Here is a 13,698-nt window from a genome sequence, read left to right as displayed (position 1 = left end):
CAATGACCCACCAGTGGCGCGGAATCATCGAGGAGTACCGGGACCGGCTGCCCGTCTCCGACAGCACGCCCGTCGTGACGCTCCGCGAGGGCGGCACCCCGCTCGTGCCCGCGCAGGTGCTCTCCGAGCGCACGGGCTGCGAGGTCCACCTCAAGGTCGAGGGGGCGAACCCGACCGGGTCCTTCAAGGACCGCGGCATGACCATGGCCATCAGCAAGGCCAAGGAGGAGGGCGCGCAGGCCGTCATCTGCGCCTCCACCGGGAACACGTCCGCCAGTGCCGCCGCCTACGGCGTGCGCGCCGGCATGGTCTCCGCCGTGCTCGTGCCGCAGGGCAAGATCGCGCTCGGCAAGATGGGCCAGGCCCTCGTGCACGGCGCGAAGATCCTCCAGGTCGACGGCAACTTCGACGACTGCCTGACGCTGGCCCGCGCGCTCAGCGACAACTACCCGGTGGCGCTGGTCAATTCGGTCAACCCGGTGCGTATCGAGGGGCAGAAGACGGCCGCCTTCGAGATCGTGGACATGCTCGGCGACGCGCCCGACATCCACGTCCTCCCGGTGGGCAACGCGGGCAACATCACCGCGTACTGGAAGGGGTACAAGGAGTACGCCGCCGACGGGGTCAGCACCAGGACGCCCCGCATGTGGGGGTTCCAGGCCTCCGGCAGCGCCCCGATCGTGCGCGGCGAGGTCGTCAAGGACCCCTCGACCATCGCCACCGCGATCCGGATCGGCAACCCCGCCTCCTGGGACTTCGCGCTCGCCGCGCGGGACGAGTCGGGCGGTGCCATCGACGAGGTGACGGACCGTGAGATCCTGCGCGCCTACCGGCTGTTGGCGTCCCAGGAGGGCGTCTTCGTGGAGCCCGCGTCCGCCGCGTCCGTGGCGGGACTGCTGAAGGCCGCGGAGCAGGGCAAGGTCGACCCGGGACAGCGCATCGTGTGCACCGTCACCGGCAACGGGCTCAAGGACCCGGACTGGGCGGTCGCGGGCGCCCCGCAGCCGGTCACCGTCCCGGTCGACGCGGCGGCGGCGGCGGAGCGGCTCGGCCTGGTCTGAGCGCCGCCGGGCGCACGCGACCGGCGTACGAGGGCGTAAGCGACGCCCGGCCGGGAAAGCCATGTACGGGGGGTGCACAGGGGGCTTACGACACGCATCGTGCGCCTCCTGTGCGCCCTATGTCGCCGCAGAACCTTCCTTCGATAGGCTGTACCTAACCCGCCTGCCGCATATGCCGCGGTGCCGCGCCGTCTCCGCGGTCGGTAAGGGCCGGCCGTTCGACAGGAAGCGGCGGGGCCCAGGGTCCCGTATGTCATCGAATGTCATTCGACGTCCCGACAGTCACGACAGATACGACAGTCACGCAGCTCAAGGAGAGTCATCGAGCGATGGCCGGTCCAGCGTTCCGCGCCGCCGCCGTCAGGGTGCGCGTCCCCGCCACCAGCGCCAATCTCGGTCCGGGCTTCGACGCCTTCGGCCTCGCGCTGGGTCTGTACGACGACGTGGTCGTCCGGGTGGCCGACTCCGGGCTGCACATCGACATCGCGGGTGAGGGCAGCGAGACCCTCCCGCGCGACGAGAAGCACCTCCTCGTCCGCTCCCTGCGCACCGCCTTCGACCTGCTCGGCGGGCAGCCGCGCGGCCTGGAGATCGTCTGCGCCAACCGCATCCCGCACGGCCGCGGCCTCGGCTCCTCCTCCGCCGCCATCTGCGCCGGCATCGTCGCCGCGCGCGCGGTGACCATAGGCGGCGAGGCGCGCCTCGACGACGCCGCACTGCTCGACCTCGCCACCGAGATCGAGGGCCACCCGGACAACGTGGCAGCCTGTCTGCTGGGTGGTTTCACCCTGTCCTGGATGGAGTCCGGCGCCGCCCGGGCGATCAGGATGGAGCCCTCCGATTCCATCGTTCCGGTGGTTTTCGTACCGGGGAAACCGGTTCTGACCCAGACGGCGCGCGGACTGCTCCCGCGCAGCGTCCCGCACGTCGACGCCGCCGCCAACGCGGGCCGCGCCGCGCTGCTCGTCGAGGCCCTCACCCGGCGCCCCGAGCTGCTGCTGCCGGCCACCGAGGACCGCCTCCACCAGGAGTACCGCGCCCCGGCCATGCCGGAGAGCGCGGCGCTGGTGGAACGGCTGCGCGGCGACGGCATCCCCGCGGTGATCTCGGGCGCGGGACCCACGGTGATGGCACTGGCCGACGCCGGCACGGCCGACAAGGTCGAGGCGCTGGCCGGCACGGACTGGGCGGCCAACCGGCTCGGCCTGGACGGGCGGGGCGCCGGCGTCCTGCCGCTGGCGACATCCGGCGACATCTAGACGCGCGAGCGGTTGCCGGATTGCGAAAGGGGGAATGTTTGTTGGATCCGGTAGTGTTAACCTCAAGTCTGCACCCGACCCCACCATGGCGAGGTGCCTTGTGTCCCCGTCCGGGACAGACATTCTTCCGGGAGCCCCCCAAGGCGCATCATGCAGTGGACGTCGTACGTGATCAGTACGGCAGGCACGGGCATTGAGCGGCCCTCCGGTGGGGGTCACCCCCTCTGGGGGAATCCCGGAACCGGTGCGACCACGCCGCATGACACAGACACCGGGTGCCACGGCTAGGGGAAGCGCCATCACCAGATATCTCTTCCGCCGTTCAGGCGGACCACCGCCCCGGCACGGTTCGCACAGCAAGGACCGAAGCCGGACAGCACAACCGGTCGCCGAGCCAGACAGGCCGACGCCCGCTCCAGGGAAGGACCCTTCGTGAGCGACACCACCGATCTGATGGGCGCACGTGTCGAGGAGACCGCTGCCGCGCCCGCCACGGACGCCTCCGCGCCTGCCACCGGTGCCGGCTCCCGGCGGCGCCGCGGTACCGGCCTCGAGGGCATGGTGCTGGCCGAGCTGCAGCAGGTCGCATCCGGCCTCGGCATCAGGGGCACCGCGCGTATGCGCAAGAGCCAGCTGATCGAGGTCATCAAGGAGGCGCAGGCCGCGGGCGGAGCCCCCGCCAAGGCCGCGCCCGCCGCCGCGGACACCGCCGGCGAGACCAAGCCGAAGCGCCGCAGCACCTCCCGGGCGCGTACGGGCGACGAGGCCCCCGCCGGGACGACGGAGCGGGCGGAGAAGGCCGGCAAGGCCGGCAAGAGGACCGACACGGCGGACGCCGACAACTCCGGCGCCCAGCAGCAGATCGAGATCCCCGGTCAGCCGTCCCCCAAGGTCGACGCCGCGGCCGAGCAGGCCGCCCCCGCGACCGACGCCCCCTCCGAGCGCCGTCGCCGCCGGGCCACCGCCGACGCGGGCAGCCCCTCCGGCGGCACCGAGACGGTGGCCGTCGAGACCCGCGGCGAGCAGAAGGCCGACGCGCCGGCCCAGCAGCAGGGCCAGGGCCACCAGCAGGGCCAGGGCGACGCCCGTTCCGACGGCGAGGGCGGCGAGGGCCGCCGTCGCGACCGCCGTGACCGGGGCGACCGCGGCGACCGCGGTGGCCGTGACCGGCGCAACAAGGGCGACGACCAGCAGCAGGGCGGCGGCCGGCAGGACCGCCAGCAGCAGGGCGGCGGCCGCCAGGACCGCCAGCAGCACGACGACGGCTACGACGACGACGGCGGCGGCCGCCGCGGGCGCCGGGGCCGTTACCGCGACCGCCGGGGCCGTCGCGGACGCGACGAGATCCAGGAGCCGCAGATCAACGAGGACGACGTCCTCATCCCGGTCGCCGGCATCCTCGACATCCTCGACAACTACGCGTTCATCCGGACCTCCGGCTACCTGCCCGGCCCCAACGACGTGTACGTCTCCCTGGCTCAGGTCCGCAAGAACGGCCTGCGCAAGGGCGACCACCTCACCGGTGCCGTGCGCCAGCCCAAGGAGGGCGAGCGCCGCGAGAAGTTCAACGCGCTCGTGCGCCTGGACTCGGTCAACGGCATGGCGCCCGAACACGGCCGCGGACGGCCGGAGTTCAACAAGCTGACGCCGCTGTACCCGCAGGACCGCCTGCGCCTGGAGACGGACCCCGGCGTCCTCACCACGCGCATCATCGACCTCGTCGCGCCCATCGGCAAGGGCCAGCGCGGTCTGATCGTGGCCCCGCCGAAGACCGGCAAGACCATGATCATGCAGGCGATCGCCAACGCCATCACGCACAACAACCCCGAGTGCCACCTGATGGTCGTCCTGGTCGACGAGCGTCCGGAAGAGGTCACCGACATGCAGCGGTCGGTGAAGGGCGAGGTCATCTCCTCGACCTTCGACCGCCCGGCCGAGGACCACACCACGGTCGCCGAGCTGGCCATCGAGCGCGCCAAGCGCCTGGTGGAGCTGGGTCACGACGTCGTCGTGCTGCTCGACTCCATCACGCGTCTGGGCCGTGCGTACAACCTCGCCGCCCCGGCCTCCGGCCGCATCCTGTCCGGTGGTGTCGACTCGACCGCCCTGTACCCGCCGAAGCGCTTCTTCGGTGCGGCCCGCAACATCGAGGACGGCGGTTCGCTGACCATCCTCGCCACCGCCCTGGTGGACACCGGGTCCCGCATGGACGAGGTCATCTTCGAGGAGTTCAAGGGCACCGGCAACGCCGAGCTGAAGCTGGACCGCAAGCTCGCCGACAAGCGCATCTTCCCCGCGGTGGACGTCGACGCGTCCGGCACCCGCAAGGAGGAGATCCTGCTCGGCAGCGAGGAGCTGGCGGTCACCTGGAAGCTGCGCCGGGTGCTGCACGCCCTCGACCAGCAGCAGGCGATCGAGCTGCTTCTCGACAAGATGAAGCAGACCAAGTCGAACGTCGAGTTCCTGATGCAGATCCAGAAGACGACGCCGACGCCCGGCAACGGCGACTGAGCCACCGCCGGACGGCCCGCCGTACCGAAGAAGTCCCGCCTCGTCACTCGTGTGACGGGGCGGGACTTCTGGCGTACAGGGCTTGTAGGATCAGCGCACCGCAGTGGGGGGGAACGTGTTTTCGGATACGCCCACAGGGTGATCAGTGCTGCCTTCACCGGCCCGCGCCCGGGGGCGGTTCTCTCCTGCCTGCGTCTACAGCGACAGGAGATCTGAGTGACATCTACTCCTCGAAGAGCCCGGCTGGCTCTTCCCGCGGCCACCGCCGCACTCGCCCTGTCGGGCGCGGTCCTCGCGGCCGCCCCCGCCCAGGCCTCCGGCGGGGCGCCCGTCCCGCCCCAGCCGGCCGCCGTCACCGAGCGGCCCGCCACCGCCTCCCCCGCCGAGCTGGCCCAGCGGATCCAGGACTCCGCGGCCGCTCTCAAGGGGCACACCGCCACCGCCTCCGGAACGCAGCCGGAGGCCACACCGAGCGCCGGGGCCCCGGCCGGCAGGATCGACCCGAAGATCATCGGCGGCAAGGACGCGTCGATCTCCGAGGCGCCGTGGATGGTGCAGCTGCACTACTACGACGACAAGGGCACCAGCGACCCGGGCGACGACGAGGGCTACTTCTGCGGGGGCACCCTGGTCGCCCCGGCGAAGGTCCTGACCGCCGCGCACTGCGTGTACGGCCTGGACTGGTCGGAGAACGGGGTCGTCCTCGGCGGCACCGCCCAGCTCCCCGACGGGGAAACCGGCGACCTGCACGGCGGCCGGGTGGCCGGCGTGTGGAGCCAGTGGGTCAACCCCACGTACCGGCCGAGCACCACCTCGGGCGGCGACCTCGCGGTCCTCACGCTGAGCGAGGCGCTGCCGTACAAGACGCTGCGGCCCACGACCAGCGACGACACCGCCTCCTACACCAACGGCGCCCCGGCGACGGTCTACGGCTGGGGGCGCACCAGCTCCACCAGCCAGGAGATCTCGCCGACGCTGAAGAAGGCGACCGTGCCGATGCGCTCGGACGCCTCCTGCACGTCGTACTGGGGCTCCGACTTCGTGCCGGGGCAGATGGCCTGCGCGGGCAACCCGGCCTCCGGCCAGGACGCCGGGACGGTCTCCCCGTGCAACGGCGACTCCGGCGGTCCGCTCGTGGTCAACGGCCGGATCGCCGGCGTGGTGTCCTGGGGCGTCGAGGACTGCGTCGCCTCGGGCGCCTACGGCGTCTACGCCAAGGTCAGCTCCTACGTCGCCGACGTCAACTCCCGCGTCGACGACACCGACCTCGACTTCGACGGGCTCGCGGACCTCTTCGCCCGCACGCCCGGCGGTGCGGCGTACGAGTACTACTCGCTCGGGGACCAGTGGCCCTACCTGGGCAACCGCGTCGAGCTCGACGGCTGGGGCAACCTGAGCCTGGTGCGCCAGGGCGACCTGGACCGCGACTCCTGGCAGGACTACGTCTTCCGCGCCCCGGACGGGGTGCTGTACACGTTCGCGTTCAACGGCGCCGACCGCTACGAGACGATCCGCGTCGGCGGCGGCTGGAACGCGATGAGCGACCTGCGCATCCCGGGCGACCTCTCCGGCGACGCCCTGGCCGACCTGGTCGCCAAGGACAAGGACGGCATCCTGTGGCTCTACCCCGGCAAGGGCGACGGCACCTTCGGCAGCCGCGTCCGCATCGGCGGCGGCTGGGCCAAGTACACGATCACCGGCAAGGGCGACTACAACCGCGACGGCAGGCCCGACCTGCTGGCGCGGGACGGCTCGGGCGTCCTGTGGCTCTACCCGGGCACCGGGAAGGCCTCCCCGGCGTTCGGCAGCCCGGTCAGGGTCGGCGGCGGCTGGTCCGTCTACACCGCCCTCGCCACCGCCGGTGACACCACCGGCGACGGCAGGCCCGACCTGCTGGCCCGCGACGCCTCCGGTGTGCTGTGGCTGTACAAGGGCACCGGCAAGTCCGGCACCGCGACGTTCCAGACCCGCGTCCGGGTCGGGGCCGGGTGGAACGCGTTCAACCTCTTCGGCTGAGTGCACCGTCCCGGCGGGGCCGCCTCCCTCCAAGGGGGGGGCGGCCCCTTCGCCGTGAGCGGGCCCGCGGCTGCGACCTTCGCCACACGGGGCGCCCCGGACGGCGTTCGCGCGGATCTGCGGCGGGACTCGCGGATGCCCAGGTCACAGGCGCGGGCCGGGGCGCGGTGAACACGCTCCGTCACCGTTTCCGCACCGGGTCGCCACAGTCCGTTGTGCAACCCTGTCCCGAGTTCCGCCGTCCGAGCTACGGGGGGACCATGGTGAGGAACCGGTGCCATTCCACCGGAACCGACCGACCCGACCCCGACCGCAGGGGGCAAGCGACCGGACGAACACCGAGGAGCCCATGTCAGCCGAGAACACGCCGGACCCCGCGATACCCGGCCCCGGCCCGTCCCGCCCCGCCGGCCCCGGCCACCGGGGCAAGGGGCGCCGCCGCAGGCCCAGAACCGGACGGCGCAAGGCGCTGCTCGTCGCCGCCTGGAGCGCCGCCGGCATCGTGCTCCTCGGCGGCACCGGGGCGGGAGTCCTCTACCTCAAGCTCAACGGCAACCTGAGCAGCGTCGACATCAACCAGGCCCTCGGCGGCGACCGCCCCGCGAAGGCCGACAACGGCTCCGAGAACATCCTGGTCCTCGGCTCCGACACCCGCGCCGGCGGCAACAAGAAGCTCGGCGGCGGCACCGACGACGGCACCGCCCGCTCGGACACCGCGATGATCGTGCACGTCTACAAGGGCCACAAGAAGGCCAGCGTGGTCTCCATCCCGCGCGACACCCTCGTCGACCGCCCCGAGTGCACCGACACCGGCGGCGGCGACCACCCCGCCGCCGACGGCGTGATGTTCAACTCCGCCTACTCCACCGGCGGCGCCGCCTGCGCCGTGAAGACCGTCGAGTCGCTCAGCGGCCTGCGCATGGACCACTACCTGGAGGTCGACTTCAACGGCTTCCAGCACCTCGTCGACGACCTCGGCGGCGTCCGGGTCACCACCAACGAGGACATCAAGGACCCCGACAGCCACCTCGACCTGCGGGCCGGCACCCACCGGCTCGACGGCGAGCAGGCCCTCGGCCTGGTCCGCACCCGGCACGGCGTCGGCGACGGCTCCGACCTCGGCCGCATCCAGCTCCAGCAGGCCTTCGTCAAGGCCCTGGTCCACCAGGTCAAGGACATCGGCCTGCTCGGCAACCCCAAGAAGCTGTACGACATCGCCGACACCGCCACCAAGACCGTCACCACCGACTCCGACCTGGGCTCGGTGAACTCCCTGATGTCCTTCGCGAGCGGCCTGAAGGGCATCGGCCCGGACAGGATGCAGATGGTCACCATGCCGGTGGTCTACGACCCCGCCGACGGCAACCGCGTCCTGGTCGAGAAGGACAAGGCCCAGCAGCTCTGGACGGCCCTGAAGAACGACCGCCCGGTCCCGGAGCCGGTGACGGAGGGCACGGCCACGGGCGAGGCGCAGGGCGTCGTGAACGCCGGGGAATAGATCCCGCCGACCCCCGGTTTGGGGAGATGGCACCAGTCCTGGCAGACTGGTTCGTCGGCTCCGGTTCACGCTCCCGCATCCCGCGGCGGCGACCCGGCGCCCTCCAGGAACAGTAGGAGACACCTTGAAGCGCGACATCCACCCCGAGTACGTCGAGACGCAGGTGAGCTGCACCTGTGGCGCGTCGTTCACCACCCGCAGCACCATCGAGTCCGGCACCATCCGGGCCGAGGTCTGCTCCGAGTGCCACCCGTTCTACACGGGCAAGCAGAAGATCCTCGACACCGGTGGCCGCGTGGCCCGCTTCGAGGCCCGCTTCGGCAAGGCTGCCGCCGGCTCCAAGAAGTAGCGAGCCCCCAACCGCCGGTCCACGGCCGCATCCCCTGCCCGGGGAGCGCCGGGACCGGCGTTTTTGGTCGCCCGCCTTCCCTTCCCACGCAGTAGCAGGAGCCCAAGATGTTCGAGGCCGTCGAGGAACTCGTCGCCGAGCACGCCGACCTGGAGAAGAAGCTCGCCGACCCGTCGGTCTTCGCCGACCAGGCGAACGCGCGCAAGCTGAACAAGCGGTACGCCGAGCTGACCCCGATCGTCGCCACGTTCCGCTCCTGGAAGCAGACCGGCGACGACATCGAGACCGCACGCGAACTGGCCGCCGACGACCCGGACTTCGCCGCCGAGGTCAAGGAGCTGGACAAGCAGCGCGAGGAACTCACCGAGAAGCTGCGCCTGCTGCTCGTCCCGCGCGACCCCAGCGACGACAAGGACGTCATCCTCGAGATCAAGGCCGGCGCCGGCGGCGACGAGTCGGCCCTCTTCGCCGGCGACCTGCTGCGCATGTACCTGCGCTACGCCGAGCGGGTCGGCTGGAAGACCGAGATCATCGACTCCACCGAGTCCGAGCTGGGCGGCTACAAGGACGTCCAGGTCGCCGTGAAGACCAAGGGCGGCCAGGGCGCCACCGAGCCGGGGCAGGGCGTGTGGGCGCGGCTCAAGTACGAGGGCGGCGTGCACCGCGTGCAGCGGGTGCCCGCCACCGAGTCCCAGGGCCGGATCCACACCTCCGCGGCGGGCGTCCTCGTGACCCCCGAGGCCGAGGAGATCGACGTCGAGATCAACCCCAACGACCTGCGCATCGACGTCTACCGGTCCTCCGGGCCCGGCGGCCAGTCCGTCAACACCACCGACTCCGCCGTGCGCATCACCCACCTCCCCACCGGGGTCGTCGCCTCCTGCCAGAACGAGAAGAGCCAGCTCCAGAACAAGGAGCAGGCGATGCGTATCCTGCGCTCCAGGCTGCTCGCGGCGGCACAGGAGGAGGCGGAGAAGGAGGCCGCGGACGCCCGGCGCAGCCAGGTCCGCACCGTCGACCGCTCCGAGAAGATCCGCACCTACAACTTCCCGGAGAACCGCATCTCGGACCACCGCGTCGGCTTCAAGGCGTACAACCTGGACCAGGTCCTGGACGGCGACCTCGACTCGGTGATCCAGGCCTGCGTCGACGCGGACTCGGCGGCCAAGCTCGCCGCCGCGTAGGCACCGCAGCCGCACCCGTACGCCCGTACCGGACGAACAGCTCAGCCCCGGAGGACCAGCGTGAACCTGCTGCTCATGGAGGTGGCCCAGGCCACCCAGCGGCTGGCCGACGCCGGCGTGCCCTCGCCGCGCACCGACGCGGAGGAGCTCGCGGCGTACCTGCACGGCGTCAAGCGGGGCGAGCTGCACACCGTGCCGGACGCGGACTTCGACGCCCGGTACTGGGAGGTCGTCGCCCGCCGGGAGGCGCGCGAGCCGCTCCAGCACATCACCGGCCGCGCCTACTTCCGCTACCTGGAGCTCCAGGTCGGCCCCGGCGTCTTCGTGCCCCGTCCCGAGACCGAGTCGGTCGTCGGGTGGGCCATAGACGCGGTCCGGGCCATGGACGTCGTCGAGCCCTGCATCGTCGACCTGTGCACCGGCTCGGGCGCCATCGCGCTCGCGCTCGCCCAGGAGGTGCCCCGCTCGCGCGTGTACGCCGTGGAACTGTCCGAGGACGCCCTGAAGTGGACGCGCCGGAACATGGAGGGGTCCAGGGTCGAACTGCGCCAGGGCGACGCCCTGACCGCCTTCCCCGACCTCGACGGCCAGGTCGACCTGGTGGTCTCCAACCCGCCGTACATCCCGCTCACCGAGTGGGAGTACGTCGCCCCCGAGGCCCGCGACCACGATCCCGAGCTGGCCCTGTTCTCCGGCGAGGACGGCCTCGACCTCATCCGCGGCCTGGAGCGCACCGCGCACCGCCTGCTGCGCCCCGGCGGCGTGGTCGTCGTCGAGCACGCCGACACCCAGGGCGGGCAGGTGCCGTGGATCTTCGCCGAGGAACGGGGCTGGGCCGACGCGGCCGACCACCCCGACCTCAACAACCGGCCCAGGTTCGCGACCGCCCGCAAGGCGCTGCCGTGAACACCCCGACGACCATCTACCCGCAGTACGTGTACGAGGAGGCCCGCTAAATGGCACGGCGTTACGACACCAACGACGCGACCGACCGAGTGACCGGTCTGCGCGAGGCAGCGTCCGCCGTCCGCCGTGGCGAGCTCGTGGTGCTGCCGACGGACACCGTGTACGGCATCGGCGCCGACGCCTTCACCGCGGAGGCCGTCGGCGACCTGCTGGAGGCCAAGGGACGGGGCCGCACCATGCCCTCCCCGGTCCTCATCGGCTCGCCCAACACCCTGCACGGCCTGGTCACGGACTTCTCCGAGATGGCCTGGGAACTCGTCGACGCCTTCTGGCCCGGCGCGCTGACCCTGGTCGCCAAGCACCAGCCGTCCCTGCAGTGGGACCTCGGCGAGACCCGCGGCACGGTCGCCGTCCGGATGCCGCTGCACCCCGTCGCCATCGAGCTGCTCACCGAGGTCGGCCCGATGGCCGTCTCCTCGGCCAACCTGACCGGCCACCCGGCCCCCGAGGACTGCGACGCCGCCCAGCGGATGCTCGGCGACTCCGTCTCCGTCTACCTCGACGGCGGCCCCACCCCCGGCAACGTCCCGTCGTCCATCGTCGACGTCACCCGCGAGGTGCCGGTGCTGCTGCGGGCGGGCGCGTTGTCGGCGGAGGAGCTGCGCAAGGTGGTACCCGACCTCGAGGTGGCGAATTGACGGCCCCTGAGACGGGGCGTGGCATAGGCAACGGGGAACGCGCCGCGGAGATCACGACCACGTTCGTCGGACTTCCGCGCGACAGCTTCCGCATCCTCCACGTCAGCACCGGAAACGTCTGCCGCTCGCCCATCACCGAGCGGCTGACCCGGCACGCGGTGCAGGAGCGGCTCGGCGTGCTCGGCGGCGGCCTGATCGTGGAGAGCGCCGGCACCTGGGGCCACGAGGGCGCCCCCATGGAGGCGAACGCCGAGACCGTCCTCACGGACTTCGGCGCGGACCCGGCCGGGTTCACCGGCCGCGAGCTGCTCGACGAGCACGTGATCCGCGCGGACCTGGTCCTCACCGCGACCCGGGACCACCGCGCCCAGGTCATCTCCATGGGCCACTCGGCGGGCCTGCGCACCTTCACCCTCAAGGAGTTCACCCGCCTGGTGAACGCCATCGACCCCGCGACGCTCCCTCCCCTGGAGGACGGCGTGGTCACCCGCGCCCGCGCCCTGGTCCGCGCGGCCGCCGCCCTGCGCGGATGGCTGCTGGCCCCCACGGCGGAGGCGGACGAGGTGTACGACCCGTACGGCGCCCCGCTGACGTTCTTCCGCTCGATCGGCGACGAGATACACCAGGCGCTGGACCCGGTGGTGACGGCGCTGACGGGGGTACCGGCCCGGGCGTGAGACGGCGCGCCGCGCGGCCCCGGCGCGGGCGGCGCCGACGGGCCCCGAGCCGGTGCGGAAGCCGTGTGCGCACGCCGGGCGGCTTCGCCGGGCCGGGCCTACATTGGTCGTACGTCACCGTCGACGCACGTGCGGAGCGCACCATGCCGGTCACCCACGACCTCATCGAGGCCGATGACGGCTCGCTCGGAGTCCTGTCGCGCCAGGATCCCGAGCTGGCCGAGATCCTCTACGCCGAGGGCCGCCGCCAGTCGACGACCCTGCAGCTGATCGCCGCCGAGAACTTCACGTCGCCCGCCGTGCTGGCCGCCCTCGGCTCCCCGCTCGCCAACAAGTACGCCGAGGGCTACCCGGCCGCCCGTCACCACGGCGGCTGCGAGATCGTCGACGCCGCCGAGCGGCTGGCCGTCGAACGCGCCCGGGGCCTCTTCGGTGCCGAGCACGCCAACGTACAGCCCCACTCCGGCTCCTCCGCCGTGCTGGCCGCCTACGCCGCCCTCCTGCGCCCCGGCGACACCGTCCTCGCCCTCGGCCTGCCCTACGGCGGACACCTCACCCACGGTTCGCCCGCCAACTTCTCCGGCCGCTGGTTCGACTTCGTCGGCTACGGCGTGGACGCGGAGACCGGGCTGATCGACTACGACCAGGTGCGCACCCTGGCCCGCGCCCGCCGGCCCAAGGCGATCGTCTGCGGCTCCATCGCCTACCCCCGCCACCTCGACCACGCCGCCTTCCGCGACATCGCCGACGAGGTGGGCGCCTACCTCATCGCGGACGCCGCGCACCCCATCGGGCTCGTCGCCGGGGGAGCGGCGCCGAGCCCCGTGCCGTACGCCGACATCGTCTGCGCCACCACGCACAAGGTGCTGCGCGGACCCCGCGGCGGCATGATCCTGTGCGGGAGCGAACTGGCGGAACGCGTCGACCGGGCCGTCTTCCCGTTCACGCAGGGCGGTGCGCAGATGCACACCATCGCCGCCAAGGCCGTCGCCTTCGGCGAGGCGGCCACCCCCGGGTACGCGGCCTACGCCCGTCAGGTGGTCGCCAACGCCCGGACCCTCGCCGCCCACCTGGCCGCCGAGGGACTCGTCGTCACCACCGGCGGCACCGACACCCACCTGATCACCGCCGACCCCGCCCCGCTGGGCGTCGACGGGAAGACCGCGCGGGGGCGGCTCGCGGCGGCCGGGATCGTCCTGGACTGCTGCGCGCTGCCGCACGGCGACGCCCGCGGCCTGCGCCTGGGCACGGCCGCGGTCACCACGCAGGGCATGGGGGAGCGGGAGATGCGGGCGGTGGCCACGCTGCTCACCGGGGTGCTGCGCGGGGCGACGGACCCGGCCGCGGCGCGGGCGGACGTACGGGACCTGACCGCGCAATTCCCGCCGTACCCGGACTGAGGACGGGTGGGAGTACGGGCGTGCCCGGCCGTACGTGCAACCATCGTCGCTACCCGTAAGTCCTCCACCGTATGCGTCGCACCGCCTTGCGCATCGCTAGGGTGTGAGGTCGAGGATGGCCAGCGAGACCTGTGGGGAA

The 13,698-nt window shown here is 72.3% G+C and carries 11 protein-coding genes; all 11 read left to right on the top strand.

Translation table 11 applies throughout. The features are described 5' to 3' along the window. Positions 1-2: 2 nt before the first annotated feature. Entirely contained in the window at positions 3-1,061 is a 1,059-nt protein-coding gene (gene thrC / locus IG88_RS0120805; protein ID WP_031043230.1) for a threonine synthase, read from the top strand. 329 nt (positions 1,062-1,390) lie between these two features. Further along, positions 1,391-2,320, top strand: coding sequence for a homoserine kinase (gene thrB / locus IG88_RS0120800; RefSeq protein ID WP_031043228.1), 930 nt, complete (start codon positions 1,391-1,393; stop codon positions 2,318-2,320). 432 nt (positions 2,321-2,752) lie between these two features. Next, entirely contained in the window at positions 2,753-4,831 is a 2,079-nt protein-coding gene (rho, locus tag IG88_RS0120795; protein ID WP_031043225.1) for a transcription termination factor Rho, read from the top strand. Positions 4,832-5,047: 216 nt separating this feature from the next. Further along, positions 5,048-6,847, top strand: coding sequence for a trypsin-like serine protease (locus IG88_RS0120790; protein ID WP_031043222.1), 1,800 nt, complete (start codon positions 5,048-5,050; stop codon positions 6,845-6,847). 349 nt (positions 6,848-7,196) lie between these two features. Then, positions 7,197-8,345 (top strand): LCP family protein, encoded by a 1,149-nt coding sequence (locus IG88_RS0120785; RefSeq protein WP_031043218.1) that lies wholly within the window; start codon positions 7,197-7,199, stop codon positions 8,343-8,345. Positions 8,346-8,469: 124 nt separating this feature from the next. After that, on the top strand, positions 8,470-8,694 hold the full coding sequence (gene rpmE, locus IG88_RS0120780) for a 50S ribosomal protein L31 (RefSeq protein WP_019326867.1): 225 nt from the start codon (positions 8,470-8,472) through the stop codon (positions 8,692-8,694). 107 nt (positions 8,695-8,801) lie between these two features. After that, positions 8,802-9,878, top strand: a complete 1,077-nt coding sequence (gene prfA, locus IG88_RS0120775; protein WP_031043213.1) for a peptide chain release factor 1 — start codon at positions 8,802-8,804, stop codon at positions 9,876-9,878. A gap of 60 nt (positions 9,879-9,938) precedes the next feature. Continuing rightward, positions 9,939-10,784, top strand: a complete 846-nt coding sequence (gene prmC / locus IG88_RS0120770; RefSeq protein ID WP_031043211.1) for a peptide chain release factor N(5)-glutamine methyltransferase — start codon at positions 9,939-9,941, stop codon at positions 10,782-10,784. Positions 10,785-10,834: 50 nt separating this feature from the next. Beyond that, entirely contained in the window at positions 10,835-11,482 is a 648-nt protein-coding gene (locus IG88_RS0120765) for an L-threonylcarbamoyladenylate synthase (RefSeq protein ID WP_031043209.1), read from the top strand. Continuing rightward, entirely contained in the window at positions 11,479-12,159 is a 681-nt protein-coding gene (locus IG88_RS0120760) for a low molecular weight phosphatase family protein (RefSeq protein ID WP_030402740.1), read from the top strand. The genes IG88_RS0120765 and IG88_RS0120760 overlap by 4 nt, the downstream gene beginning before the upstream one ends. 143 nt (positions 12,160-12,302) lie before the next feature. Then, a complete protein-coding gene (gene glyA, locus IG88_RS0120755; protein WP_031043207.1) occupies positions 12,303-13,559 on the top strand; it encodes a serine hydroxymethyltransferase in 1,257 nt (418 codons plus the stop codon). Positions 13,560-13,698 lie beyond the last annotated feature (139 nt).

This window comes from Streptomyces sp. NRRL F-5650, assembly GCF_000721365.1.
Taxonomy (GTDB): Bacteria; Actinomycetota; Actinomycetes; order Streptomycetales; family Streptomycetaceae; genus Streptomyces; species Streptomyces ardesiacus.
Note: the sequence above shows the minus strand (reverse complement) of the source record. Positions and strands in the feature narration are given on the sequence as shown.

Excerpts from the sequence above, each read along its gene's own strand:
- thrC (WP_031043230.1), top strand. The coding sequence starts at position 3 with ATGACCCACCAGTGGCGCGGAATCATCGAGGAGTACCGGGACCGGCTG.
- thrB (WP_031043228.1), top strand. The coding sequence starts at position 1,391 with ATGGCCGGTCCAGCGTTCCGCGCCGCCGCCGTCAGGGTGCGCGTCCCC.
- IG88_RS0120785 (WP_031043218.1), top strand. The coding sequence starts at position 7,197 with ATGTCAGCCGAGAACACGCCGGACCCCGCGATACCCGGCCCCGGCCCG.
- prfA (WP_031043213.1), top strand. The coding sequence starts at position 8,802 with ATGTTCGAGGCCGTCGAGGAACTCGTCGCCGAGCACGCCGACCTGGAG.
- IG88_RS0120765 (WP_031043209.1), top strand. The coding sequence starts at position 10,835 with ATGGCACGGCGTTACGACACCAACGACGCGACCGACCGAGTGACCGGT.
- glyA (WP_031043207.1), top strand. The coding sequence starts at position 12,303 with ATGCCGGTCACCCACGACCTCATCGAGGCCGATGACGGCTCGCTCGGA.